The sequence below is a fragment of the Synechococcus sp. BS55D genome, from assembly GCF_004332415.1.
GTDB lineage: Bacteria > Cyanobacteriota > Cyanobacteriia > PCC-6307 > Cyanobiaceae > Synechococcus_C.
On record NZ_PHQT01000002.1, the window covers coordinates 222,002 to 248,250 of the forward strand.

General features: G+C 61.5%; 23 protein-coding genes. 15 read left to right on the forward strand and 8 right to left on the reverse strand.

The window, feature by feature from the left end; translation table 11 throughout:
• The first annotated feature begins 33 nt into the window (after window positions 1-33).
• Window positions 34-1,218, forward strand: a complete 1,185-nt coding sequence (locus CWE16_RS04785) for a pyridoxal-phosphate-dependent aminotransferase family protein (protein WP_131593419.1) — start codon at window positions 34-36, stop codon at window positions 1,216-1,218.
• Here the strand turns inward: CWE16_RS04785 and CWE16_RS04790 are convergent.
• Window positions 1,190-1,633, reverse strand: coding sequence for a nucleoside deaminase (locus CWE16_RS04790; RefSeq protein ID WP_131593421.1), 444 nt, complete (start codon window positions 1,631-1,633; stop codon window positions 1,190-1,192). The two genes, CWE16_RS04785 and CWE16_RS04790, sit on opposite strands and share 29 nt — an antisense overlap.
• 107 nt (window positions 1,634-1,740) lie before the next feature.
• Here CWE16_RS04790 and CWE16_RS04795 point away from each other — a divergent pair, with 107 nt between their 5' ends.
• Window positions 1,741-3,177, forward strand: coding sequence for a pyridoxal phosphate-dependent decarboxylase family protein (locus CWE16_RS04795; protein ID WP_131593423.1), 1,437 nt, complete (start codon window positions 1,741-1,743; stop codon window positions 3,175-3,177).
• Window positions 3,178-3,267: 90 nt separating this feature from the next.
• Here the strand turns inward: CWE16_RS04795 and CWE16_RS04800 are convergent, their stop codons facing one another.
• Genes CWE16_RS04800 through CWE16_RS04815 form a run of 4 tightly spaced genes read right to left on the reverse strand, consistent with a single transcriptional unit; the run spans window position 3,268 to window position 8,078 of the window.
• Window positions 3,268-4,875: a DUF697 domain-containing protein gene (locus tag CWE16_RS04800; RefSeq protein ID WP_236629576.1), complete on the reverse strand. Its 1,608-nt coding sequence runs from the start codon at window positions 4,873-4,875 to the stop codon at window positions 3,268-3,270.
• Complete coding sequence (locus CWE16_RS04805) at window positions 4,872-6,995, reverse strand: transglycosylase domain-containing protein (protein ID WP_236629577.1); 2,124 nt, start codon at window positions 6,993-6,995, stop codon at window positions 4,872-4,874. Before CWE16_RS04805 ends, CWE16_RS04800 begins: the two co-directional genes overlap by 4 nt.
• Before the next feature lie 16 nt (window positions 6,996-7,011).
• On the reverse strand, window positions 7,012-7,500 hold the full coding sequence (gene lspA, locus CWE16_RS04810) for a signal peptidase II (protein ID WP_131594063.1): 489 nt from the start codon (window positions 7,498-7,500) through the stop codon (window positions 7,012-7,014).
• Window positions 7,501-7,511: 11 nt separating this feature from the next.
• Window positions 7,512-8,078: a biotin transporter BioY gene (locus CWE16_RS04815; RefSeq protein ID WP_131593427.1), complete on the reverse strand. Its 567-nt coding sequence runs from the start codon at window positions 8,076-8,078 to the stop codon at window positions 7,512-7,514.
• A 56-nt stretch (window positions 8,079-8,134) separates the two neighbouring features.
• Between CWE16_RS04815 and CWE16_RS04820 the strand changes: the two genes are divergently transcribed.
• The gene (locus tag CWE16_RS04820) at window positions 8,135-8,359 is read left to right on the forward strand and encodes an NAD(P)H dehydrogenase assembly family protein (RefSeq protein ID WP_131455417.1); all 225 of its coding nucleotides are present in this window, start codon (window positions 8,135-8,137) and stop codon (window positions 8,357-8,359) included.
• An 11-nt stretch (window positions 8,360-8,370) separates the two neighbouring features.
• On the opposite strand, the gene CWE16_RS04825 is transcribed toward CWE16_RS04820, so the two are convergent.
• Both CWE16_RS04825 and CWE16_RS04830 read right to left on the reverse strand, forming a co-directional pair.
• On the reverse strand, window positions 8,371-9,642 hold the full coding sequence (locus CWE16_RS04825; protein WP_131593429.1) for a M16 family metallopeptidase: 1,272 nt from the start codon (window positions 9,640-9,642) through the stop codon (window positions 8,371-8,373).
• A complete protein-coding gene (locus CWE16_RS04830; protein ID WP_131593431.1) occupies window positions 9,642-10,835 on the reverse strand; it encodes a M16 family metallopeptidase in 1,194 nt (397 codons plus the stop codon). The genes CWE16_RS04825 and CWE16_RS04830 overlap by 1 nt, the downstream gene beginning before the upstream one ends.
• 61 nt (window positions 10,836-10,896) lie before the next feature.
• Between CWE16_RS04830 and CWE16_RS04835 the strand changes: the two genes are divergently transcribed.
• The 11 genes from CWE16_RS04835 (at window position 10,897) to CWE16_RS04885 (ending at window position 22,212) form a co-directional block, all read left to right on the forward strand.
• Window positions 10,897-11,691, forward strand: a complete 795-nt coding sequence (locus tag CWE16_RS04835; protein WP_131593433.1) for a phycocyanobilin:ferredoxin oxidoreductase — start codon at window positions 10,897-10,899, stop codon at window positions 11,689-11,691.
• Between the two features lie 2 nt (window positions 11,692-11,693).
• Window positions 11,694-12,599, forward strand: a complete 906-nt coding sequence (locus CWE16_RS04840; RefSeq protein ID WP_131593436.1) for an HlyD family efflux transporter periplasmic adaptor subunit — start codon at window positions 11,694-11,696, stop codon at window positions 12,597-12,599.
• Window positions 12,600-12,612: 13 nt separating this feature from the next.
• Window positions 12,613-13,782: an ABC transporter permease DevC gene (gene devC / locus CWE16_RS04845; RefSeq protein ID WP_131593438.1), complete on the forward strand. Its 1,170-nt coding sequence runs from the start codon at window positions 12,613-12,615 to the stop codon at window positions 13,780-13,782.
• 3 nt (window positions 13,783-13,785) lie between these two features.
• Complete coding sequence (locus CWE16_RS04850; RefSeq protein ID WP_131593440.1) at window positions 13,786-14,529, forward strand: DevA family ABC transporter ATP-binding protein; 744 nt, start codon at window positions 13,786-13,788, stop codon at window positions 14,527-14,529.
• A gap of 38 nt (window positions 14,530-14,567) precedes the next feature.
• Window positions 14,568-14,723 carry a hypothetical protein gene (locus CWE16_RS04855; protein WP_006171625.1) on the forward strand — a complete coding sequence of 52 codons (156 nt, stop codon included), beginning with the start codon at window positions 14,568-14,570 and terminating at the stop codon, window positions 14,721-14,723.
• 85 nt (window positions 14,724-14,808) lie between these two features.
• A complete protein-coding gene (locus CWE16_RS04860) occupies window positions 14,809-15,741 on the forward strand; it encodes a glycosyltransferase family 2 protein (RefSeq protein WP_131593442.1) in 933 nt (310 codons plus the stop codon).
• 113 nt (window positions 15,742-15,854) lie between these two features.
• On the forward strand, window positions 15,855-16,574 hold the full coding sequence (gene rpsB, locus CWE16_RS04865) for a 30S ribosomal protein S2 (protein ID WP_131455409.1): 720 nt from the start codon (window positions 15,855-15,857) through the stop codon (window positions 16,572-16,574).
• Between the two features lie 88 nt (window positions 16,575-16,662).
• A complete protein-coding gene (gene tsf, locus CWE16_RS04870) occupies window positions 16,663-17,319 on the forward strand; it encodes a translation elongation factor Ts (protein WP_131455408.1) in 657 nt (218 codons plus the stop codon).
• Between the two features lie 83 nt (window positions 17,320-17,402).
• Window positions 17,403-18,581 carry a hypothetical protein gene (locus tag CWE16_RS04875; protein ID WP_236629578.1) on the forward strand — a complete coding sequence of 393 codons (1,179 nt, stop codon included), beginning with the start codon at window positions 17,403-17,405 and terminating at the stop codon, window positions 18,579-18,581.
• Window positions 18,539-21,076, forward strand: coding sequence for an ATP-dependent DNA helicase RecG (recG, locus tag CWE16_RS04880; RefSeq protein ID WP_131593446.1), 2,538 nt, complete (start codon window positions 18,539-18,541; stop codon window positions 21,074-21,076). Before CWE16_RS04875 ends, recG begins: the two co-directional genes overlap by 43 nt.
• 485 nt (window positions 21,077-21,561) lie before the next feature.
• Entirely contained in the window at window positions 21,562-22,212 is a 651-nt protein-coding gene (locus tag CWE16_RS04885; RefSeq protein ID WP_330848531.1) for a M15 family metallopeptidase, read from the forward strand.
• Here CWE16_RS04885 and CWE16_RS04890 read toward each other — a convergent pair.
• Entirely contained in the window at window positions 22,209-23,987 is a 1,779-nt protein-coding gene (locus CWE16_RS04890) for an NADPH-dependent assimilatory sulfite reductase hemoprotein subunit (protein WP_131593450.1), read from the reverse strand. The genes CWE16_RS04885 and CWE16_RS04890 overlap by 4 nt on opposite strands.
• Window positions 23,988-24,063: 76 nt before the next feature.
• Between CWE16_RS04890 and glyS the strand changes: the two genes are divergently transcribed.
• Window positions 24,064-26,223 carry a glycine--tRNA ligase subunit beta gene (gene glyS / locus CWE16_RS04895; protein WP_131593452.1) on the forward strand — a complete coding sequence of 720 codons (2,160 nt, stop codon included), beginning with the start codon at window positions 24,064-24,066 and terminating at the stop codon, window positions 26,221-26,223.
• Window positions 26,224-26,249: the final 26 nt, after the last annotated feature.

The window sequence follows — 26,249 nt, forward strand, 5'->3', positions numbered from 1 at the left end:
TAGGCTTTTCGCCAACGATTTTCCCGTCAGTCCTTGGCGATAGCGCCCTCCCATCTCCAGATTGATTCGAGCCATCGCCGAGATCTGGCTCCGATCGCAACGCCAGATCGGCTCTTGCTTGGTCCTGGCCCTTCCAATGCCCATCCGACCGTGCTGGAGGCCCTGTCCCGCACACCGATCGGTCATCTCGATCCGCTTTATGTGGAGCTGATGGGTGAAGTACAGGAATTGCTTCGCTACGCCTGGCAAACCGACAACCGGCTCACCCTTCCGATGAGCGGTACTGGTAGTGCCGCCATGGAAGCCACCCTGGCCAACACCGTTGAGCCTGGCGATCGGGTGCTGGTGGCTGTCAAGGGTTATTTCGGCCTTCGTCTTGTTGATATGGCCGGCCGCTACCAGGCCGATGTCCGGGTGATCGAGAAGCCCTGGGGAGAAGCGTTCTCTCTCGATGAGCTCGAAGCCGCTCTGATCGAACATCGCCCGGCGATTCTGGCGATGGTTCATGCAGAAACGTCCACAGGGATCTGCCAACCCATGGAAGGTGTCGGGGATCTCTGCCGCAAGCACCATTGCCTCCTGCTCCTCGACACGGTCACCTCCTTGGGTGGAGTTCCGCTGCATCTGGATGCCTGGAAAGTCGACCTCGCGTACAGCTGCAGTCAGAAAGGTCTGAGTTGTCCGCCCGGACTTGGTCCTTTCACGATGGGACCGCGGGCCGAACAGAAGCTCTCGGCCCGCACCACCACGGTGCCCAATTGGTACCTCGACGTGTCCCTGCTGAATCAGTACTGGGGAAGCGACAGGGTGTATCACCACACGGCGCCCGTGAACATGAACTTTGGGATGCGCGAGGCACTTCGGCTTCTTGCCGAAGAGGGTCTTGAACAGGCCTGGGCCCGCCATCGCCGCAATGCCGAGGCCCTCTGGTCCGGTCTTGAAGGTCTCGGCTTGGTCATGCATGCACCCCTGGAGCTGCGCCTGCCCACCCTCACCACCGTGCGAATTCCTGAAGGTGTCGATGGCAAGGCTTTCAGTCAGCACCTCCTGAACAACCACGGCATCGAGGTGGGTGGCGGATTAGGTGTGTTGGCCGGCAAGATCTGGCGAATTGGCTTGATGGGTTACAACTCCACTCCCGAAAACGTCGATCGTCTGCTCAATCTGTTTGAAACGGAATTGCCCCGTTTCAAACAGACCGCCGCCGCCGCTGCCTGAACCAGCACTCCAGCATCTGGCTGGCTTCGCGCTCGAGAACGCCCCCGATCACTCGCATGTGGTGGTGGGCGCTCTCATGGCTGCTGAGATCGATTGTGCCCCCCATGGCCCCCCGCTTCGGATCCCTGGCGGCGAAGATCACTTGCCCCATGCGGGCCTGAACCAGTGCTCCAGCACACATTGGGCACGGCTCAAGTGTCACAAGCAGGGTGCAGCTGTTGCAACGCCAGTCCCCCCTGATGCTGGTGGCCTGTTGCAGGGCCACCAGCTCGGCATGGCCCAAGGGGTCCTGATCGCGTTCGCGCCGATTGACGCCATAGCCAATGCAGCGGCCGTGGCGATCCAGAACGAGCGCTGCCACAGGTACTTCACCGCTGTCGCCGACCCTGTTGGCGCGCCGCAGCAGGCGTCCCATCCACAGTCGGCACTGATGCTCATTCAATGTCAGTGGTGCGCTCACGGCTGCCTCTCCAACGCGCCATCAAGGCCACGTCCACCTTCAATGTGCCACCGCAAGGGAGAATGACACCTGATCTGGCGATGCCCTTGGTTGGCAACCCTGCGATTCATTCGTCGCTGCCGCTTGCCCCATTCGCCTCACCGGATGGGCTCGATCCGCAGCTGCAGGACTTTCTTGATCTGACCTCCGCCAAGCTCTGTCGCTGGCTGGGGGAGGCTCAGGCACGAGGGCCATTGCCCACGCTTGCGGTTCTCCCTTGCATTGAGCCTGAGGGGGGCCCCCGGTCGTTCACGCAATTGCTGGATGACCTGCAGCTGGTGATGGACGGCGCCTATCGCCCTTCCCATCCCGGTGCTCTCGCCCACCTGGACCCACCTCCGCTCACGGCCTCGATCGCCGCTGATCTTGTCTGTGCCGGCCTCAACAACAATCTCCTGGCCGAAGAGCTGGCCCCCAGCCTCAGCAATCTCGAGCGTCAGCTTTGTACCTGGGTTGCCCATCGTCTCGGCATGCCCGAGTCGGCCGGTGGCGTTCCTGCTAGCGGCGGCAGCCTCAGCAACCTGATGGCGCTTGTGGTGGCTCGTCAGCAGGCCGGTCTTGGCTCCGATGCCGATGCGGTCGTGCTTGCCAGTGCGGATGCCCACGTGTCTCTGGCCAAGGCCGTGCGGGTGATGGGTCTCCGAGCCGATGCGCTTCAAACCGTTCCTGTTGATGGCAGCGGTGCCTTGCAGGTGGAGGCCCTTGAGGCTTTGCTGTTGAAGCTTCGTCAGCAAGGACGTTCCTGCCTCGCGGTTGTCGCCACCGCTGGCACCACCGTGCGCGGTGCGGTGGATCCCCTGCAAGCCCTCGCGGATCTCTGCGCGCGACATCACCTTTGGCTTCACGTCGATGCAGCCATCGGTGGTGCCTATGGCCTTTCTCCGACCACTGCGGCTTTACTCAGCGGAGTGGAGCGTGCGGATTCGATCACGATCAACCCTCAGAAACTGCTGGGCATCACCAAGACCTCCTCGTTGCTGTTGGTGGCTGATCGAGGGTTGCTCAGCCGCACCTTTGCCACCGGCCTCCCCTATATGGAATCTCCCTGGGGTGAAGCCCACGGCGGCGAACAGGGCTTGCAGGGATCGCGCCCAGCGGAAATCCTCAAGCTCTGGCTTGGGCTGCGCCAACTGGGCGATCAGGGCATTGAGCAGCTGTTGGAAGGGGCCCTGCAGCGCAAGCAATTCCTTCTCGATCACCTCGATGCAGAGCGGCTTCAGCTGCTGAGTGGGCCTCTCCATCTGTTGGCCTGCCGGCCAATGCACGCTGACCATGACGCGGTGGATGCCTGGTCGGCCTCCACCAGGACCATGTTGCTTGACCACCAGTTCATGCTCTCCAGACCCCTGTATGCGGGCTGTCATCACCTCAAGGCGGTGCTGGGTAATCCCCATACCCAGGCCCCCCACCTCGAGCAGCTGGCCGCCATGCTCAACGGGTCTGTGCAGGAGGTGCCTTGATGTCAACACCGGCTCCGGCTCGCGGTCGCTGGGTCGCCATCGTCACCGGTGCGCTCTCTGTGGCAATCGGGGTGATCTATCTGTTGTTGATCACCGTTCTCGATTCTCGGGGGCCCATGCGCCCTCCCCCGCCCGAGGCCCTGGTCTCGGCGGTAGTTGCTTCGCCTCCCGACGCTGCAGCGGCTCCACCACCCTCTGGAGCGCTTGGGCCAGAAAATGCTGCAGGGATGTCTCCCGGCGGTTGAGGTCGTAATGGTGTTGGACCACGTCCTGCACGCCACCATCGCCCCAGTCCTGATCCTGTTGGAAGTAGGTCATGAAGCTGGCCCCAGCGATGCGCGTCAGCCAGGCGGCGGCAACGCCCTGGATGGCTCGACCCAGTAACAGGGTCGGCAGGTTGAGGCTCAGGGCCGTGCCAATCAAGGACATTCCTCCTTTAACAATCCCGAGGCCGGCGAGGGTCCGCCCCACGGATACCGCCAGTTCCTGGGCGCGGCTGCGAGTGAGCTGAACGCCGTAGACACCAGCGATTTCCATCACCATCTGGGCATTCACCGCCGCCGTGCCGAGCAGATCAATGCCTGGAAGAGGTGTGGCGGCCACGACGCCTCCACTGATCCAGCTGTAGCGATCCACGCAACGTCGTGCTTCCTGCATCCGCTGCTGATCGAGAAGGCGTCGTCCGGATTCCCCCAGATGCCTGCATTGCAGAAGGATGTTGTCGGCCAGCAGTTCTTCACCGTCCTGATGGAGCACGCTGGCCAACCGTCGCAGCAGACGCTCCACCTCCGCCGGAGGTTGCCAAGGCTGTTGTCCCGGTCGGGGGACCGATTGCGGTGAAGCGCTCGCAGGCACAACGTCGTCGGCGGCAAGTAGATCACCGCAGCGCTGCCTGAGCAGCATCAGCAGGCGTCGCTCCTCCTCCTCGCCACGAAGATCGCATTTGTTGAGCACCAGCACGAGGCGCTTCCCTAGCCCTGCCAGATGGCGGGTGACCTCCAGCTCAGCCGCCCTCAGATCCCCATCCACAACCACAAGCATCAGGTCGGCACGACTGGCCTGACGGCGTGCCTCGATCTCCCGCTCCCGCCCATCGCGCCCACTCTCGAGGATTCCTGGTGTGTCCACCAGTTGCAGGCCCCGCTTTAAACCTTTGAGGCGGAGTCGGTAGCGATGGGTTTCGCTCGTGCTCCCCATCGCTGCTCCCACCTCTCCGACCATCTCTTGCAGCAGCGCTCGGATCAGGGAGGTCTTTCCGCTGGATCCTGTGCCGAAGACCACCACGGTCAGGTCGCCGCGTTGGAGCTCCTGCTCGACCCGTTCACGCTCCTGGCGAAGTCCCTCCCGTGCCACGGCGTCTTCAAGCTTCTCGAGCAGTCGATCAATGCTTTCGAGGCTTTGTTCAGCTGCTTGCCGGCGACTGTCGGGTGGTGCTGGGGTGGAGCCCGCATGTCCACGATGCTGCCCTGAACCAGCTTGTCTTTGGCGCCAGGCGCGCCACCAGGGCAATCCCACCTGCAGGATCACCGCCACCACCAGCAGCGTGCCGATGAGCAGCACGGGTCCAATCAGCCAGGCTGGAAGCAGGTAGCTGAGATCCCAAAGCAGGCTCCGGATGGCCTGCAAAACCATCCCCGCCACCACGAGCGCGATCAGGCCACCAACGGCCCACAGGATCCACGACTGTCGAAGCTTCAAGGCGACTCCTTGCTGCCACGTCCCGCTGCACGCATGATGTCTCCCCAGAGGGAGGCTGCCAGGGCACTGGAGCTGGCCGTGGGGCTGTTGTCATCGTTTCCGAGCCAGATCCCCAGCACCCAGTGGCGGCTGGGTTCATAGCCGATGAACAGCAGGTCCCGGCCGTCATTCGTGGTGCCGGTCTTGCCCCCTTCCTGTCCTCCAAGGGAGGCCGCCGTTCCAGTTCCCGCCCGGACAACGCTCCGCAGCATGGCCTGCATGCTTTTGGCCACGTCCTTGCGCAGGGCGCGCCGGGCGCTGGTCATCCGAGTGTTGTCGGTGCCGGTGAGGCTGCCGCAGCGCTTGATCTTTTCGGCCGCACAGCTTTCTGCATCCAGCAGTCTGCGGATCGTTGTCGGTGGGTTCCAGAGCCCATCGTTGGCCACGGCTGCATAGGCGGCTGTCAGATCGATCAGTCGCACTTCGCTCTGACCCAGAGCCAGCCCGGGCACTGGGTCCAGTGGGGTGTTGATTCCGAGGGCTCTGGCCTGTCGCACCACCTGTTCAAGTCCCACGCGCCGAGCCAGCCTCAGGGCGGCTGTGTTGCTGCTGGAGGCGAAGGCACTTGTGAGGCTGAGCTGACCACCACAGGTGCTCTCAAAGCGTTGGCCGCCCCAGTCCAGAGGGCCACAGTCAACAGCATCTCCAGCTTTGATTCCCCGTTGCAATGCCGCCAGGTAGGTCATCAGCTTGAAGGTGCTCCCCGGCTGACGCAGGGCCATGGTCGCCCTGTTGAACTGACTGAAGCGGTAGTCCTTGCCGCCCATGATGGCAAGCACGCCCCCGTTGCGCTGATCGATCACCACGGCAGCCCCCTCTCGGACCCCGAGCCCCTGGGCTTCGTTGAGCAGCCGTTGCAGTTGTCGCTCCAAGACCGCCTGTAGCAGCGGGTCGAGGTGTGTTTCCACCAGGAAATTTCCTTCCGCTGCGACTTCAGGGCCCACGAGGGCGCTGAGATCTCGACGCACCTGATCGGTATAGAAGGGTGCCGAGCGGCGCGTGGATTGTTGGCTGCAGGCAGATTTCGACAGCTGAATCGGCCGCCGGCGTGCTTGGCGAGCCTGATCGAGGGACAAGCGTCCAGCGTCGGCCATCTTGTTGAGCACGCGGTTTCTCGCTTCCAGCGCCCGCTGGGGGTACTGACAGGGGTCATGCCCATTCGGTGAAGGAAGCAGCCCCACCAACAGTGCCGATTCCTCCAGGCTGAGTTGCGAGGCGGACTTCCCGAAATAGGTTCTGGCTGCGTCCTCGAAGCCCCAGCCCACCCCCAAGTAGACCCGGTTGAGGTAACTGAGCAGCAAATCCCCTTTGCTGAATCGGCTCTCCAGCTGCAGAGCCACCAACAGCTCCCTCCATTTGCGCCCCAAGGTGTCTCCCTGCCCCACCTGATCGGGGTAGAGGCTGCGGGCCAGCTGCTGGGTCAGGCTGCTGCCCCCTTCCATGAGGCGCCCCCCCGTCAGATTGGTGGCGAAGGCTCTGAGCGTGCCCACTGGGTCAACACCCGGGTGCCACCAGAAGCGGTTGTCCTCGCTACTCAGCAGCGCATGAACCAGATCAGGGGAGAAGGATCCGATCGACTGCAACTCACGGTGTCGGCTGGAATCAACCGAATCCAGGGGTTTGTTGTTGCGGTCATAAATCGCGATCGGTCCCTGCACGCTCGCGAGTCGCCCCCGGACGGGAACCTGCAGGGCCGCGAGACTGAGAACCAGGCCACCACCCCCGAGGGCGAGAAGCAGCCCTCGGGCGATCCACTGTTCGACGCGCCGAAGTCCTCGTTCGGCAGGGTTGTGGAAGTGAAGGGTGGGGGCACCGGCTTCCGTGGCGGGCGCGAGGCTGACGCGATCCCCGTCCCGTAGTTCCAGCTCGCGGATCCGTCGGCCTCTCCACCACAATCCATTGGTGGACTCCAGGTCGATCAGCATCCAATGGCGGCCTCGGCGGCGCAGAAGGGCATGCTGACGACTGACTGCCGGGTGCTCTACGGCGATCTCCAGTCCCTCATCACGGCCGAGCCGATAGGCCTCTCCATGGAGCACCAGCTGGCGATCCGGCTGGTTGGGCTGTCGCAAGGTCAGCATCGCCAACCTTGTGCGTTCAGGTTCGTCCCGAATCATGGCGTCGGCTGAGGGCGTCGATGGCGAAGCAGGCGACCGCAAGATTGATGGCGATATCGGCCCCATTGAAGATCGGAAACGAGATCGGCACCAGTTCCAGGAAGTCGGTGACATGACCAAGCCGCCAGCGATCGAGTCCGTTGCCCACGGTCCCGCCGAGCAACAGGGCTAGGGCTATGCCTTGCCAAGCTCCCAGTCGAGGTGCTTTCCAAATCCAGATGAGCAAGACGATCGCCACCACCAGGCTGAGCAGCCCGAGCAGGACCGTCGCATCGGTCAACAGGCTGAACGCGGCGCCGCTGTTGCGCACCCAGCGCAGTTGCAGCAACCCTGGGATCAAGGGCGTGGCCACGCCCGGCAAAAGCTGATCGCGCACCCAGGCTTTGCTGAGTTGATCAGCGAGCACGACCAGCAATGCCAGGAGCAAATAGACCCGTCTGAAGCGTCGCTGGCCACCCGCGTGAATCATCGGAACTCCATTCATTCGATGACCAGAAGCTTGCGCATCAGTCGCGCGACCAGGGCCGCAGCGATGCAAAGAAGGATCTGCGCCCCAAGGGGGCCCAGGGAATAGCTGAACAGGAGCTGGGGAAGCGGCTCAGTCCAACGCCCGACCAAGCTGCCAAGCAACAGATTGAGCAGTCCGCAGATCTGAATCGTGAGCAATCCGGTAATCGCTGCAAGGGTCAGGCGGCCCAGGTTGTTCATGCCTCGCTGTTGGGCGAGTCGACCACTGAGCCAGGCAGCGGGAACGAAGCCAGCCAGATACCCAAAACCTGGATTCAGCAGATAGGCCAACCCGCCACCGTCGTGAAACACCGGCATGTCGAACAATCCGATGGTCAGATAGGCGACGGCGGCCATGACTCCAGCCCTGGGTCCGCAGATCAGGGCAACAGCTAACAGGGCCGGCACCTGCCAGGTGCTGGGTAAAGACACCACATGGGGGGGGACGAGCGGCAGAACAACGGCCGCCGGCATTAAACTGCCGACGAGAATCAGCATCAGACCGGCAGTTGCGCCGCTCCAGGTGGCCAAAGCCCGCACGGGCAGAAGTCAGCTCGACCCATCCTGCAGTAGGAGAGGAGCATTGCCCAGGGATCATGACCGCCGCGATTGGTGACCGCGTTCAGCTGGTACGACCACTGCCGTACCTGAAGACGGCCGATCCCATGCCGATGCTTCGCCCACCTGACCTCGTCACAACGGAGGAATTGGGGGATGTCGTGGGCCTGCGCCCAATGCAGATGGCTGCCGTTCGTTTTCGGAGAGGCACCTTCCTGATCCCGCTCGAGTATCTGCGGGTGCTTGATGCAACATCCGACTGAGCTGCGTCGTTTCAGATCAGCTTGCGCCAGTCCTTCGCGAGGGTTTGGAGCGACTCCTTGGGGCCGCAGAGGCTGAGCAAAGGCGTCTGGAGACAACGGGCGGCGGTTGTCCGCAGCACCTCGGCATCAAGCTCTTTGAGTTGCTCCAGGCTTCTCTGATCGTGCGCATCGTCAAGACCGAGGGCCCGCAGCTGGGCGCGTCGCTCTGCTCTCTGCCCAGTGGTCTGGGTGGCGTGGGCGAGTTGTCCGCGGAATTTCGCGCGGGCTAGCTCGAGATCCTCCTCGTTCAGTAATCGTTCAGCCAGTTCCTGCCAGCTTTGATGAAGCAGCCGCAGGCTCAACCGAGCCCGTTCCACACTGCTGGACGCGTGCAGGACGAACGGGGCGGCGGCTGCACGGGCGGGGTGGTGGACTCCCACGTCGTAAGCGACGCCGTGGTCCTCCCGCAGGCGCCGGAACAGCAGGCTTGACATGCCAACCCCTAGATGGGCCTGGAGTAGTCGCAGGGCTAGATCGTCGGGATGACCATGGGGGCGAGTGGGCCGCCCCAGCATCATCACCACCTGTTCGGTGGCTAGAGGGTGAAGGCTGATCGCTCCTTGTGGTTGAGGTGTGGACGTTTCATTCGCACACCGCTCGTCCAGGTCGGGCCCCGCCTGGTTCAGCCCCTGGCCTGTCTGGAGCGACTGAAAAGCAGGCGTATCCACCAGTCCGCTGAGCAGTTCCGTCGGAATCGTTCCCGAGAGGGCGAGAACGCTTCCATCGCAAGTCAACTGCTCGGCGAGGGGGCGCAGACTTTGTGCATCGAGGACTTGCAACTCGTCGCTGACCCCGAGGGGATCGTGTCCATAGGGACCTGTGCCATAGGCCAGCTGACGCCAGCCGTCGTAGGCGAGGTGAAAGGGGTCCTCCCGCTGACGCTGTAGGGCTTGAAGGCTTAATTCCCGCTCCAGATTCACCTGCTTGGGACGGAGTTGGGGGGCGCTGAGCATCCAGCCCAGCACAGGCAGAAGTTCCGCAGCGTCGGTGTCACGGCACTTGAGGCTGATGAGCATGCCGTCTTCATGGGTATCGCAGCGCAGGCCTGCGCCGCAGCCCTCCACCAGATCCGCCAATGCCAGGTGATCAAGCGGTCCACAGCCTCTGGTGAGGCTGGAGCCCAGCAGTTGATGCGCTCCACGTTGGCCGTCGGGATCCGCACCGCTTCCGCGACGGATCCAAAGTTTGGCGGCCATCACCCCGGGCGTGTTGACGGGGTCGAGAATCAGATCAGGTAGGGGCATCAGTCCTCATCACCAGGCAGGGCCACGAGCGTGAAGGCCTGTTCGGTTTGTAACTGGGAGAACACCGAAGTTCTCAGGGTTTCAGGATCCCAGTGATTCAGATGGATCAACGGCTCAAGCAGCGACTTTGAATGTCCCCAAAGCGTTTGCGCTCCGGCAATCCCGGCCACAGCACCAGGTGCCTCCAGGCTGAAGCGCAGACCGTTACCTACGAGCTGTCTCGCCCGTTCCAGCTCGTTCGCATGAATTGGTTCTGCGGCTACCGCAGCGAGCACGATCTGCACCTCCTGCTCCACTCGCTCCACCAAGTCGGGCGGGCAGCAGGCCTCGAGCATGACCAGGCTGCCCTCTTCCAAAACGGTCAGGTCCATGTCGATGGATTCCACGATTTGCAGCTCCTCGCGCAGGTGCTGCACGAAGCGGCTGCGCCGTCCCTCGGCCAGCACCGTTGTGGCTAGGTCCATTCCCATCACGGCCAGCTGGTCTTCAGCCGGGGCGGCCGGCCAGGCCATGAGCACCCTCGCGGCCTCCAGCCTGGGCACCTGGATGGCAGCGTGCCCAGCCTTGAAACGCAGGGGAGTGGTCCTTTGGACTCCTCCGCCCTCGACATCTTTTTTTGGCAGTGCAGCCATGGCACTAGCCGTCAGTCGGCTCTCAAGCCCTGCCGGAAGCGCACCGGCTACCGCCAGACAGCAATTGCTGCCTTGGTAGCGCCGTTCGTGGAAGCGGCGCATGAGTGCTGGAGTGCTGGCTAGCAGGCTGGTTTCCCAGCCAAGAATCGGACGTCCGTAGGCCTGATCTGGGCAGCAGCGTGTCAGCAGCTGCTGGATCACCTGGTCATCGGGTTGGTCCCGGTATTGAGCGATCTCCTCCAGCACCACGTCCCGTTCCATGGCATAGGCGTCTGCCTCAAGGGCCGGCTCCAGCACCAAGTCGAGTAGTAGGTCGAGCCCCTCCGCAGCGGCTTCTGGAGGCACGAGAGCATGGAAATGCACATCGTCGAATCCAGTGGCGGCATTGCTGCTGCCACCCAGCGCTTCGATGCGTCGATCGAATTGCCCTGGCCCAAGCCGTTGGCTGCCCTTGAACACCATGTGTTCCAGGAAATGGGCGATCCCTTCCTCACCGGTTGTTTCGCTGGCACTTCCGGCTTTACACCAGAAATCAAAACAGGTGAGTGTGCTCTCCGGCATGGGGGCGATCACGCAGCGGCTGCCGTTCGCCAGGGTCTGATGCAGAAGTTCAGGGCCGGGGGTGGAGTGGCTCAGGATCCCGTGTCAAAGTCCCATTCTGTGCTGCATCGCACCTGTGCCGACGACCATCAGCGATTCGGATCTCTCCATGCATCCCCTGGTGGATGCCCTGGCCGATCGGATCCGGATCTGTCGTCAGGATCTGCCCGATCTTGCCCCCCTTGCGGTCGACCCCGATTTGGAGGCGATCACCGCCACGCTTGACGGCGAGGCTCTGTTCATCCGCAACGAACTGCATCAGTGCCGAGGGCTGCGCAAGTTGCATCTCGAGACCGCTCGCCTTGGGCTTGGCCTCCAGATCCTGCACTGCGTGTTTTTCCCAGATCCTCGCTACGACCTGCCCGTCTTCGGTGCCGATATCGTCGCCAGTCCCGCGGGGATCTCCGCAGCGATCGTCGATCTCTCCCCGGTGACAGCTCATCTGCCGGACTCGGTGCACAGTCCGCTGGAGGACCTGGTGTTGCCGCCGTTCCAGCAGGTGCGCGAGCTGCCGGCCTGGGGGTCGATCTTCTCCCCATTCGTTCGCTTCATCCGCCCCGTCGATGCCGAGGAGGAAGGGTGGTTTGTGGATCTTGTGGATCGCTATCTCGAGATCCTGGCCACAGCGATCAGGCAGGGCGAGCCCGACGCCGCTGATGCGCTTCCTACAATTCAACGTCACCAGGGTCAGCTCTCCTATTGCCTGCAACAGAAGCGCAACGACAAGACCCGGCGGGTTCTCGAGAAGGCCTTCAGTCCGGAGTGGGCGGATCGTTACATCGAGGAGCTTCTCTTCGACAATCCCCCCGAGCCTTGACCATGTCTGGGCGACTCCCCTGGCTTGCTGGTGGCCTGGGACTGCTCGTGTTGCTGGGCCTGTTTGCGGTGCTACGGCGGCCATCCGTTCCCTCACAGCCGGCACCGGCAAACCCGGTGACTGTTCGGCCACCCGAAGCTGTCGCAGCCTTAGGCCAGCTTGAACCCGCCGGTGATGTCCGCCGCCTTGCGGCGCCGGTCAGTGGTTTTGGCGGCACCCCTCGAGTAGCCCAAATGTTGGTGAGGGAGGGGGACAGAGTGCGTCGCGGCGACGTGCTTGCCAGCTTCGACAGCCGCCCCCAAATTCTGGCGGATCTTTCTGGTGTGCAAGAGACATTGCGCACGTTGGACATTGAGATCCGGATGCAGAAGCGTGAGGTCTCCCGCTACGCCGCGGCCGCTCGTGAAGGTGCGGCCGCCCTTGTTCTCCTCGAAGACAAGCAGGATGAACTGGTGCGTCTGGAAGGGGAGCGTCGGGAAACCCTGGCCCGTGAGCGCAAATTGCAGGCTGATCTCAAGGACAGTGAGTTGCGCTCTCCGATTGATGGTGTGGTGCTGAAAGTGATCACCAGGGTGGGGGAGCGTTCCGGTACCGATGGGGTGCTTGAGGTTGGGGCTAGCCAGGAGATGGAAGCTCTGATTGAGGTTTACGAATCGGATGTCAATCGCATTCTCCTCGGTCAGGCGGTCACTCTGGTGAGTGAGAACGGCGGCTTTAGCGGACGTCTTGAGGGCGAGGTGATGCGGATCAGTCCCCAGGTGCGACAGCGGCGGGTGCTCTCCACTGATCCCACGGGTGATGCTGATGCTCGGATCGTGGAGGTCAGGGTTCGCTTGAACGCTGAATCCGCAGCTCGGGTGACCCGTTTGGCCGGTATGAAGGTCATCGCTCGCTTCCAGAACCCCTGAGCCGGTTGCTGTGATGCGTCCTTTCTGGTGGTGGCGGCGAATTCCCCTGGCCTCCCTGATGCTGATCCGCCAGCCGGTGAGGTTGGTCGTGGCCCTCGCCGGGATCAGTTTCGCTGGGATCCTGATGTTCATGCAGCTGGGATTCCGCGATGGCCTCTTCGATGCCAGCGTCACTGTGCATCGACGTTTTGATGCGGATCTGGTCCTGATCAGCCCCCGCTCCACCAGTTCGGTGCGGATGGCTGGCTTTCCCAGGCGGCGTTTGATTCAAACCATGGCCGATCCTGCTGTTGAGGGCATCACTCCGGTGCACTGGAGCCTCATGCTCTGGCGCAATCCTGAGACCCGTCACACCCGTTCGATCTTGGCGCTCGGATTTGACCCAGACGATCCTTTTTTTACCGATCCAGATTTACCCGCCAAGGCGAGATTGTTGTCTCAGAAGGGCCGGGTCTTGTTCGATGAGCGTTCCCGTCCGGAATTTGGTCCAGTTGCTGCTTGGTTTCGGGAGGGTCGCACCGTTGAGAGTGAAATCGGCGGCAATCGAGTGAGAGTGGCCGGTCTGGTTGCCCTCGGCACCAGTTTCGGCGCAGACGGAAATCTGCTGACCAGTTCGGAAACCTTCTTGGATCTCATGCCCAACACCCCCTCGGGCAGCATCGAACTCGGTCTGATTCGTCTGCTTCCTGGCGCCGACCCTGAACAGGTGCGTCAGAGGCTCCAGGCTTTGCTGCCTGAGGATGTGCGTGTGCTGACCAAGCAGGGGTTCATTGATTTTGAACAGAACTACTGGCGCAGCAGTACGTCCATCGGATTCATCTTCACGCTCGGTGCCGCCATGGGATTCGTGGTGGGATGCGTGATTGTGTACCAGGTGCTCTACACAGACGTGAGCGACCACCTGCCGGAATACGCCACCTTGATGGCCATGGGCTACCGCCTCCCCACGTTGCTCGGGGTTGTCGTCCGCGAAGGGTTGCTGCTGGCCATGTTCGGCTACGTGCCCGCCTACCTGGCCGGCCAGGGTCTGTATTGGTTTGTCCGTGAGGCCACGCGTTTACCTGTCGGTATGGACCTCAGCCGTGCTCTGACGGTCTTCACGATGATCCTTGTCATGTGCATGGTGTCCGCCTGCCTGGCCATGCGCCGATTGGTCGATGCAGACCCAGCTGAGATCTTCTGACCCATGTCCAGCCCGTCCGATCAGCTGATTCGTTCTCGGCAGCCCGAGCCTGCCAAGCCAACCTCGTCGTTCACGGTTGAGATCCAGGGGCTGAGCCACTGGTATGGCCGCGGCTCCACTCGCCGGCAGGTTCTTCAGGCTGTGGATCTGAGGATTGAACCCGGAGAGGTGGTCCTCCTGACGGGACCTTCGGGCTGCGGGAAGACCACCTTGCTCACCCTGATCGGAGCCCTGCGCCAGGTGCAGCAAGGGGATCTTTGGGTGTTCGGACAGCAGCTCCGGGGGGCTGGCCGCGGCCAGAGGCAGAGATTGCGCCGTCGGATCGGCATGATTTTTCAGGGCCATAACCTGCTGCGCTGCCTCTCGGCGGAACAGAACGTGCAGATGGGCTCTGATCTTCTTGAGGGGCTCTCCTACCGCGCCCGTCGTGATCAGGCACGGGAATGGCTTCGGGCGGTCGGTCTGGATGACCACATGGCCAAGCGGCCCCACGATCTCTCCGGTGGGCAGAAGCAACGCGTCGCGATCGCCCGGGCGCTGGCGGCCAGGCCACAGCTGCTGCTCGCTGATGAACCGACAGCCGCGCTGGACAGCACCACGGGCCGCGAGGTGGTGGAATTGCTGCGTCGCTTGGCCCGCGAACAGTCCTGCTCGGTGCTGATGGTGACCCATGACCCTCGCATTCTCGATCTAGCTGATCGGTTGATGCGGATGGAGGACGGTCGCCTGTTCAAGGCGGAAGAGTAAGTTGGTAGGAGTCCCAGTCGTCGTCCAGCCCCTTTCGCATGGCCAAGCGCAGAAATCTCAAGAAGGAAAAGCAAGAGCGCAACCGCGCTTACGCCCGTAAGTTCAAGAAGCGCAAGCTCCGCAACGACGGCCGTGGAGAAGGTGCCGGCAATGGTGTGACCGGTACGGCCAACAACGGTGGCGCAGCCGACTGAATTCCGTTCTTGCTTTCGTTTCAGGGGGGCCTTGGCCCCCTTTTTTCATGTCTTTAGGCTGTGGGTCCTTGCCGGTCCTGTGCGGATGTTTGCCAGCGTCGTCATCCCCACCTACAACCGGCGGTCGATCCTGGAGAAGTGTCTGCTGGCCTTGGAGGATCAGCGCCTGACTACCGACCTCGAGGCCTATGAGGTGGTGGTGGTGGATGACGGCTCCAGTGATGGCACGCCTGACTGGCTGCGTCGGGACGCTGGTCGCTTTCCGCATGTGCGTCTGGTGGAGCAGGCCCATGGCGGGCCCGCGGAGGGGCGGAACCGGGGTGTCGATCACGCCCGTGGTGACGTGATTGTTTTCATCGATAGCGATCTTGTGGTCACTCCCACATTTCTGGCCTCCCATGCGGCGGCCTTGAAACAGTCCTGGAGTCAGCGCGGTGATCGGCTTTGTTTCACCTATGGCGCTGTGATCAACACCGCCAATTTTGAGAGCCCCACCTCTGAACGACACAAACTCCGCGATTTGTCCTGGGCCTATTTCGCCACTGGCAATGTGGCGATCGATCGAGAGGTCCTGGAACGGTCCGGACTCTTCGACACCGGTTTCCGCCTTTACGGCTGGGAGGATCTTGAACTCGGTGAGCGACTCCGCCAGATGGGTGTTGTTCTGGTCAAGTGTCCTCAGGCGGTGGGGTATCACTGGCATCCGGCATTCCGTCTTGAGCAGATCCCCGATTTGATCAGGGTGGAGCGTGAGCGAGCCAAAATGGGGCTGGTTTTTTATCGCAAGCACCCCAGCCGCCGGGTGCGATTCATCATTCAGTTCACCTGGTTGCATCGCTTGCTTTGGGAGCTGCTCACCCTTGGCGGTCTGCTCAACGAACGCTCACTGAGGCCGCTGCTTGCCTGGCTCATTCGCCGCGGGCGGCCCGATCTGGCCATGGAATTGCTCCGGCTTCCCCTCAATCGGATCGGGGTGCGGGCTATGGCACTTGAAGCTCGCCAGCAAGGGATGGCCTGAACCTTGCTTTGGTAGGGTCATCTGGTCCTTTCAAACCGCACACCTGTCTGTTTCGGGTGCTGGTCCCACGACCATCCCTGACAGGTGGAGGCGAACCCGAAACCTCACCTCCCATGGCTGTTGTCACTCTTGCTGAGATGATGGAAGCTGGCGCCCACTTTGGGCACCAGACCCGTCGCTGGAACCCCAAGATGTCGCGCTACATCTATTGCGCGCGCAACGGGGTGCACATTATTGACCTCGTGCAGACCGCTGTCTGCATGAACAATGCCTACAAGTGGGTTCGCTCCGCTGCCCGCAGTGGCAAGCGCTTTCTGTTTGTCGGCACCAAAAAGCAGGCGTCCGAAGTGGTGGCTCTCGAAGCCGCCCGTTGCGGAGCGTCCTATGTGAACCAGCGCTGGCTGGGCGGCATGCTCACCAACTGGACCACCATGAAGGCCCGGATTGATCGCCTCAAGGATCTTGAGCGCATGGAATCCAGCGGAGCCATCGCCATGCGCCCCAAGAAAGAGGCCGCTGTACTCCGTCGTGAGCTCGATCGACTCCAGAAATATCTGGGTGGTCTGAAGAACATGCGCCGCCTCCCGGATGTTGTGGTTCTCGTCGATCAGCGTCGCGAGACCAATGCTGTGCTCGAGGCACGCAAGCTTGATATTCCTCTGGTGTCGATGCTGGACACCAATTGCGATCCAGATCTGTGCGAGGTGCCGATTCCTTGCAATGACGACGCTGTCCGCTCCGTTCAGCTCGTGCTCAGCCGCCTTGCCGATGCGATCAATGAGGGCCGTCACGGTGCCAATGATCAGCGCGGTGCCGACGACGCCGAAGGCTGAGGTCCTCGAACCGCTAAGTTCACGCCGCCGTTCCGCTTGAGCGGGTCGGCGGTTCTCCATTTCCAGTTCCCACCACCACCTCTTCACGATGGCTGCCGTTTCCGCCAAGCTTGTCAAGGACCTGCGCGATAAGACCGGCGCGGGAATGATGGATTGCAAGAAAGCTCTTGCAGCGACCGATGGTGATTGCGATAAGGCCATTGAGTGGTTGCGGCAGAAGGGCATTGCCAGCGCTGAGAAGAAGTCCGGCCGTACCGCCGCTGAGGGCTCGATCGGCAGCTACATCCACACCGGCGCCCGCGTGGGTGTTCTGGTTGAGGTCAACTGCGAGACCGACTTTGTGGCACGTGGCGACATGTTCCAGGAGCTGCTTCGCGATGTGGCCATGCAGGTGGCCGCCTGCCCCAACGTCGAATACGTCACCACTGACGAGATCCCTGACGAGATTCGTGAGCGCGAAAAGGCGATTGAGATGGGTCGTGACGACCTGGATGGCAAGCCTGAAGCGATGAAGGAGAAGATCGTTGAGGGCCGTATCGGCAAGCGCCTCAAGGAGCTTGCTCTGATGGAGCAGCCCTTCATCAAGGACAGCTCGATCACTGTTGCTGAGCTGGTCAAGCAGGCCGCCGGCAAGATTGGTGAAAACGTCAAGGTGCGTCGCTTCACTCGTTACACCCTTGGCGAGGGCATCGAGATTGAGCAGGTGGACTTCGCCACTGAAGTCGCCTCCATGACGGCTGGCTGATCAGCCAGCCGAGATACGGCGTTTCTTCCCCGTTGCACGACCCCAGCGAACAACTTGCCCGTCTTGAGACGTGGGGGCAGTCCATGGCCCCACGTCTTTATCGCGAGCAGGCGCTTTATCTGCAGATCCTTCGAGACCTGCTCCTACCAGCTGTCCGTGCGTCCCTGGCCACGCTATTGACTGCTGATGACGGTCAGCGTCTTGCGGCAATCGACGTGGCTCGACGGGCCGAGATTCAGGCAAGGATTGATGCGCTGGTTCAGCGCTGCTGTTCTCTTCTCACCATTGAGCAGCTGATGGATCTCTCCCGTCAGATTTCTCGCGAGCAGGTGGTCAGAGTCCAGCAAGCCCAGAAAGCGTTGCTGGAGGATCGGCCGACTGACGCGGTTCACCCTGAGCGGTCACCGACTGATTCAGGCCCTAGGGCGACGCAGTCGATCCAACTGAGCCTCGATCCTCCGATCCATCAGCCCTCGCTGCTTCAGGGTCTCCTGCCTACCGGTGGGCAGGAGGACAGCGAGATTGATCTGGCTGAGCTCGAGAAGGCAGATCACGAGCAGGCAGATCACGAGCAGGCAGATCACGAGGAGAGCCCCACGGAGCAGAGCGTTCCAGAGGAGACCGAGATTGAGGACGACGACTCGCTGCAGAGTGAGTGGTCTGGGCAGGGAGCCACATCTGATTTGGCGATGTTGCGCTCGTTGTTTGTGATGGCAGGCCAGGCGATGGTTGCTGCCGAGTCTTCAGGGGGTTCAGAGCTGGATTCATGGCCCCGTTCCCTCCCCTCAACTGAGGCGGGGTCTGGTCTGTTGCCAGCCATGCCCAGGGAGCTTGTGCGTTGGTTAGACGGTCTTGATCGTGCTTTGTTGAGGCGTCTGCGCAATTTGTCCCACGCGTTGAATGTGGAGCTGATGCGCTCAGGATTGGCATCAAGTCTGTTGCCCATCAGCCTGCTCGATGCAGCGCTGAGTGGTCAGGTCGAGAGTCTCCCGGCAGCATCCAACCTTCTGAGGCTTCGTGTCCCACTCCCTGAAGCTTCTGTGGATCAGTGGGTCGAACTCAGCTGCCTGCTGCTTCGTCCCTCAGAGCTGGAATTTGATCACGCTGAGCTGCGTCGTTGTCGCATGTGTCTGCGTCATCGGCGGCGGGAACTGCTCACAATGGTGCAAAAGCAACGCCACTGGCAGCGGCGTTCCACGATCCGGCAGGTGCAAGAGCAGTGGTGGCCCAGCCCTCCGAGCGACCCCCAGATGAGAGCCTGAAGCCCGCGCTCTCGGCGCGGGAGATGGATGTTCTGAAGGCATGGCTGCAGCCTTTGCAGACCGCCCTCGGCCTCGAAGCGGATCGTGGTTTCTCCAATCTGCAAGGGCGTCAGGAGCGATTTCATGCGTTCCTGAGTCGACAGTGCGCTGCTCCTCCCCCCTGTCCCCTGCCGCAGGACAGCCTCCAACGTTTAGCAACGTTGGCCCAGGAGTTCGCCCGCTATCCGGAGCTGGAGGAAGCGTCTCGACGGCGATTGGTGACCACCACGCGTCAGTGGCTCCACGGCCTTCGTCAACGCTTGGAGCCCTCCACTCCCATGGCGCCGCCGCGTCTCCGTGTTCAGGCGGCCCCAGTGTCGTCTTCAACAGGGAACGGCCGTGAGTCGCTGGCCTTGGACGCAGCCCTCTCCAAGGTTCGCGGGATTGGACCAAAGCTTGCTGAACGACTGGCCGCTCTTGGTTTGCTTGTGGTGCGAGACCTTTTGCTTTATTTCCCCCGCGACTACGTCGATTACTCAGCATTGCGACGGATCGAAGCCCTTGAGCCAGGCGAGACGGCGACGATCGTGGCCACAGTGCGTCGTTGCCATGGCTTCACGAGTCCGCGTAATCCCAACCTTTCGATCCTCGAACTGCAGCTGCAAGATCCCACCGGCCGCTTGAAAGTCACACGCTTCTTAGCCGGTCGTCGCTTCAGTTCACCTGCTGCCCTTCATGCTCAGGCGCGTCTTTATCCTCCGGGTGCCACGGTGGCCGTCAGTGGTTTGGTGAAAACTGGCCCCTATGGCGTGAGTTTTCAGGATCCGCTAATTGAAGTCATGGAGAGCGCCAGTTCTCCCTTGCGTTCCCGCCAGATCGGTCGATTAATCCCGGTTTATGCACTCACAGAGGGACTGACTGCTGATCGCATGCGCAGTCTCGTGGATACGGTCCTGCCGGCTTCATCCCAATGGTCGGACCCGCTGCCAATTGAGACGCAACGCCGCCGGCAGCTCATGCCTAGACCGGAAGCCCTGCGTGTGATCCACCAACCAAGCGACCGGGAGCAACTGCAACAGGCCCGCCGCCGTCTTGTGTTCGACGAATTCCTGTTGCTACAGCTCGGTCTGATGCAGCGTCGGTCTCGTTGGCGCCAGCGTCAGGCTCCGGTGTTGTCGATTGCTGGCCAGCGGGATGGCTTGGTTGGTCGGTTTCTCGAGCAGCTGCCCTTTCAATTCACCGGTGCACAGCAGCGTGTGTTGGCGGAGATTGAGAAGGATCTTGCTCGCGCGGAACCGATGGCGCGATTGGTACAGGGGGATGTGGGCAGTGGCAAAACCGTGGTGGCCATCGCGGCCCTTCTCAAGGCGGTGGAGTCAGGTTGGCAAGGGGCTCTGATGGCACCGACCGAGGTCCTTGCAGAGCAGCACTATCGCGGTCTTTGTCGTTGGTTGATCCCACTCAATGTCACGGTGGAACTGTTGACAGGCTCAACGCCAAGGCCCGCTCGGCGGCGAATGCTGACTGATCTGGCGAACGGAACTCTGCAGATTCTGGTTGGAACCCACGCGTTGATTGAAGATCCTGTGGATTTTTCTCGCCTTGGGCTGGTCGTGGTGGATGAGCAACATCGGTTCGGGGTGAAGCAGCGCAACCGATTGCTTGCCAAAGGGTTGCAACCCCATCTGCTCACGATGACGGCGACTCCGATCCCCCGCACGTTGGCGCTCTCCCTCCACGGGGATCTCGATGTCAGTCAGATCGATGAACTACCACCAGGACGCACCCCGATCCAGACGCAGCTCCTGGCGTCAACATCTCGCCAGGAGGCCTATGACCTCATCGCCAGTGAGATCGCCAAGGGACAACGGGCCTACGTGGTTCTGCCGCTGGTGGAGGAATCGGAAAAACTTGATCTGCGATCAGCGGTGGATGTGCATCGCCAGTTGAGTGAGGAGATCTTCCCAGATCGATCCGTGGGCCTATTGCATGGCCGATTGAATAGTGCTGACAAGCAGTCGGTGATCCGAGCGTTTGCAGAAGGGCGTTGTGATGTGCTCGTGTCCACGACCGTGGTGGAGGTGGGTGTTGATGTGCCGGAAGCCAGCGTGATGATGATTGATCATGCCGATCGTTTCGGCCTGGCCCAGTTGCATCAACTGCGCGGACGTGTCGGGCGCGGTGCTGCAGCGTCCCACTGTCTCCTGGTGAATGACAGCCGCAATCTGCTGGCTCGTCAGCGACTTGAGGTGTTGGTGCGCTCCCATGACGGCTTCGAGATCGCTGAGATGGATCTGCGCTTGCGCGGACCAGGACAGGTGCTTGGAACGCGCCAGTCGGGCCTGCCTGATCTGGCCCTGGCCAGTCTTGCGGATGATGGCAGTGTGCTCGAGGAAGCGCGGGAGGAGGCTTCAAGCCTCATTAGCCAGGATCCCGGTTTGGGGCAGTACCCAACTCTGCGTCAATTGCTTGAGGAACAGCAACGTCGTCTGACCGCAGCAGGCCAGCTGAACTGAGACCGCCCAGCTGAGACCGTTCAGCTGACAGCGTTCTCCACAGGCTTGAGTCCATTCTGAGACTTGCGCCACTGTTGCCCTCTGATTTCTGTGTTTTGCAACACCGTTTTGGGGCTTGTTGCAGCGATGTTTACCCATTGTCGATTCCGCGCATTGGTTTTGTTGATACGAAAGGATTTCAGTGTTGGCCCTCGTTTTCAGGGGCGGTCCTCGCTTTGTTTTTGAGATGAAAGAATTTCTTCGGATTTGTCAAGATTCATGGAAGATCCCCGCCTGTTGTCTGGTTGACGACTGGCCTGAGCTTGAGCCGCGTGAGACTCAATCTGGGGAAAATGCCTGTCCCTCTGTGGAAATGATGCGGTTTTTGCATTCTTGATGAGGGCGATGCATTGAGGTCTGGCAATCTGGCCGCAACGACCCTTGTCCTGATGGTCAGGCCCTGGCGTGATTGTCCAATCAGGGACTGCGGTGAGCCTCTGCTGCCCTTGGAGCCCGCTCTCCTTTGTTTGCGGCCGCATCCCTATGCGTCTCTGGGGGCTCCCTACGGTCCCGGCTCCGATCCCTTCCGGTTGCGGCAGGGGGTTCGGCAGCGATTGCTCCTGGCCCAGGATGAGCTTCAGCGGCTTCAGCCGTCCCTGCGGCTCGGCATTTTCGATGCCTGGAGGCCAGTGGTTGTTCAGTCCTTCATGGTGGAGCATGCGTTCCTAGAGGAATGCAGGCGCCGACAGTTGGATGCCAGTCAACCAAGCCAGGCCTCGAGGCATGAGGAGGTGAGACAGCTTGTTGAGCGCTTCTGGGCTCCCCCTTCTTCAGACCCGACAACGCCCCCTCCCCACAGCACCGGAGCTGCTGTGGATCTCACGCTCGTCTCCGAGGCGGGCATGCCTCTCGATATGGGGGGGGAGATTGATGCGATCGGTGCTGTCTCAGAGCCGCACTTCTACTCGGAGCTCGCGCATCGGAATCCCGACTCAGCCGAAGCGGTCTGGCATGAACGCCGTGAGCTTCTTGCGTCATGTCTGAGCGTGGCGGGATTCGTGCGTCACCCGAATGAGTGGTGGCACTTCAGTTACGGAGATCAACTGTGGGCTTGGAGTACAGCGGCTGCTGAGGCGGTCTACGGACGCTCGGATTAGGTGCTGGCGAGCAGCTCGCTCACTGCTGCATCGCCCAGCTTGCTGATGTGATCACCAAGGGTGCTCCGACCTCCGGCTTCGCGCCAACTGATCAGCAGAGGCTCAAGGGTGGTTTCCAGCGATTCCAACGGCATCTTGTCCAGGAAGGGACGAGCCAGGCGCTGCAGATTGGCGCTTCCACCCAACCAGAGTTGATACTGATTGACCCCGCTGCCGACGAGTCCGAGTTCCGCCATGTAGGGGCGTGCACAACCGTTCGGGCATCCCGTCATCCGCACCAGGATCGGTTTACTGATCGCCAGGCGTTCCAGTTGGGTATTGAGCCGCTTGAGGACCTCCGGAAGAATTCGCTCTGATTCAGTGATCGCCAGGCCGCAGGTCGGCAGTGCCGGGCAGGCAATGGCGTGGCGTGCCAGGGCCTGAGGGGATTCAGGTGTCTCGATGCCAAGGGCGGCAAGGGCCTGACGCACTCCGGCCCGTTGCGGTGTGCCGATATTGCAGAGGAGAAGGTCTTGATTGGGGGTCAGGCGAATCTCGAGCTGATACGTCTCCACGATCCGACGCAGGCCGGCTTTGAGTTCGCCCTGCAAGCGCCCGCAAAGGAGGGGGATCCCAACGAACCACATCCCGGCACGATGGCGGTGCCAGCCCAGATAATCAACGAGCTTGGCCTTGGGCTCATTGCGGAGTGACTTGAGCTCTCCTTGGAAATAGCGTGTCTTGAGCTCTTGCTTGAACCACTGCACCCCCCGGTCGTGAAGCAGATACTTCATTCGGGCATGGCGACGCAGCCGGCGATCTCCGTGGTCCCTCTGGAGGGCAAGAATCGACTGAACCAGGTCAAACACCTGATCGGCTGCTACGTAACCAAGGGGGTCAGCGACGCGGGCAAAGGTCTCCTCCTTGTTATGGGTTCGACCCATGCCTCCGCCCACGTACACGTTGCAACCCTTCAGGGCTCCTGTGGCATCGGCAAAGGCGACAAGACCAATGTCCTGGGTCAGCAGGTCGACGGAATTGTCACCGGGCACGGTGACGGCCACTTTGAATTTGCGTGGCAGATAAGTGTCGCCGTAGAGGGGCTCCTGCTCACTCCCTGAGTTCACACCACCTTCCTTTTGCCTTTGTCTGGCCGCTTTCACGCCACGACTGGGTTTGATGCGATAGCTGAGGTCTCCATCCACCCAAAGGTCTAGATAGGAGCCTTCAGCAGCTTCAGGACTGAGCAGGTCAGCAATCTCGTCGGCCAGTTGTCGTGCCGCTGGGTAGCCATCTTTTTCAAATGGGGCCGCCGGAGCCATCACGTTGCGGTTGATGTCTCCACAGGCCGCAAGCGTTGAGCCCATTTGACGGATGATCGTTCCGATGACCTCTTTGAGGTCAGATTTGGCCACCCCATGCATCTGGAATGCCTGGCGCGTCGTGGCCCGAAGGCTGCCATCACCGAGGCGATCCGAAAGATCATCCAGTGCCAGGAACAGATCAGCGGGGATGCGGCCACCTGGGCTGCGCAGCCGCAGCATCATCTGCCAATGCTTGTCACGACCCTTTTCGCGGCGGTCGCGATCATCTTGCTGATAGCTGCCGTGGAATTTAAGGATCTGCAGGGCGTCTTCACTGAACTGCGGCAGCTCGTTTTTCAGCTCAGTCAGCAGGGGCTCTCGCAGATAATCGCTGTCGAGCTTGCGCTGTTCGGCCTTCGGCAGAGCCTGGGAGACCGCGCCGCTGCCCTGGTCTTCGAGACCCTTTGAAGCATCGACGTCGCTCTGGCTCACTGGCACTCGTATCAATCTCTATTGAAGGTAGCGAAACGGCTTCCAATACAGTCAGCGACTGGATGAGCTCAACGGCGTGCCTGCAACCTTTCTGCTCGAGATCGGTACCGAGGAACTGCCCGCCGATTTTGCGCGTCTGGCCTTACCCCAGCTACGGGAGCGCCTGCAGCGTGATCTGAAGGAGTGGAGGCTGGATCACGGTGACATCCAGGTCACCAGCACCCCGAGGCGCCTGGCCGTGCTGGTCGAGAACTTGGCCGATGGGCAGGATGATCTCCAGGAGGAGCGCAAGGGCCCCCCTGTGGCCCAGGCCTTCGTGAACGGCGAGGCGGGACCGGCAGCCATTGGTTTTGCTCGTCGTTGTGGTGTGGACCCTTCGGCTCTGGAGGTCCGCCCCACTCCGAAGGGTGATTGTGTCTTCGCTTCCGTCCTCGTGAAGGGGCAAACGACCCGTGAGCTGCTCCAGAACGCCATTCCAATTTGGATCGATGCTCTCCAGGGCAGGCGCTTCATGCGTTGGGGCTCAGGTGACCAGCGTTTCAGTCGTCCCGTGCGTTGGTTAGTGGCCCTCCAGGGCGAGGAGATCATTCCTGTGACACTGCAGGGGAGCGATCCAGTGGTGAACAGCGGACGTTGCAGTCGCCCCCACCGCCTTGGCTCTGAAGTAGTAGAGCTCTCCAACGCCGGGACCTATGCATCCGCGATGGCTGCAGCGGGTGTCCTGGTGAATCGCGAGCAGCGTGCTCAGGTGATTCGGGAAGCCTTGGCTGCTAAGGCTCAGACTTTGCAGGGTGAACCCGACTGCCCGGACTCGCTTTTTGAGGAGCTCGTCGATCTTGTGGAGTCACCGACGGTGCTTGCAGGGGCGATTGCTGATCGCTTCCTCGATCTTCCTCCTGAGGTGATCGTCACCGTGATGCAGTCCCATCAGCGCTACGTCCCTCTTCGACGTCCTGATGTGGCCATTGATCCGTTGCGGCTCACAGCCCGAGAGGTGCTCTGTGCTGACTTCCTGCTGGTCAGTAATGGATTGGATGCTGCTGCAGAGCGCATTTGCCGAGGTAATGAGCGTGTTCTCAGTGCCCGGCTGGCCGATGCCGAGTTTTTCCTCACCGTTGATCGCCGTCAGCCCAGTGCCGAGCGCCGTGACGCCCTCGACCGGGTCACGTTTGCCGAGGGGCTGGGAAGTCTGCGTGATCGCGTTGATCGGATCGAATGGCTCACAGCCCAGTTGCTGGATCAGCTCAGTCTGGATGCCGCGGCGCAATCCGCTGCAATCCGTGCCGCGCACCTCTGCAAGCACGATCTGGTCAGCCAGATGGTGGGTGAATTCCCTGAATTACAAGGGTTGATGGGTGGTAAGTATCTGCTGGAGGAGGGGGAGCCGCGTTCTGTGGCCCTGGCGGTTGTGGAGCATTACCTGCCGCGAGGGGCTGGTGATCACCTCCCCAGCAGTGATGCTGGCGCCGTTGTGGCCCTGGCCGAACGGCTGGAGCTGTTGCTCAGCATCTTTGCCAAGGGGGAACGCCCCAGTGGCTCGTCTGATCCCTACGCACTGCGTCGTGCCGGAAATGGTGTCCTTCAGATCCTCTGGAATCAGGGTTGGCGGCTGGATTTGCTCCAACTTCTGCAGGCCGCAGCCGATCACTGGAGCGCACTGTTCCCGGCGTTTCAGGTGAATACGAGTGGTTTGGTCGCAGATCTAGTGCTGCTTCTGCGTCAGCGGATCCAGTCGCAATTGGAGGAGGATGGCCACGGCGTCGATCTGGTCCAGGCGGTGGCCGGCGAAGGCGTGACCGATGGACGTCTCTTGGCGGATCCGATGGATGTGCTTGATCGCATTCGTTTGCTGGCAAGCCTGCGCCAGCAGGGGCGACTTGGGGGTGTGCAGGCTGTGGTTCAGCGTGCCGCTCGTCTGGCGGAAAAAGGAGATTTGGCGAGCTCCGTGCTTGATGCCAGTGGCGTGGTGGATCCGGCACGGTTCGAGTCACCCAGTGAACAGGCGATGTTTGATGTCGTGACTCGCTTGCTTCCCCTGGCGTTGTCGCGGGATTACCAGGCACTGGCCAGTGCCCTAGACGAGGCAACGCCTGCCCTCGAGGCGTTCTTTGATGGTGATCAGAGCGTGATGGTGATGGCCGATGACCCCCAGCTTCGCGATAACCGCCTCAATCTTCTCGCTGTACTGCGTAACCAGGCCTCGCAACTGGCCCGTTTCGAACTGATTCAGTCCTGACAAAAAGCTGGAGTCATTAAAGTGAC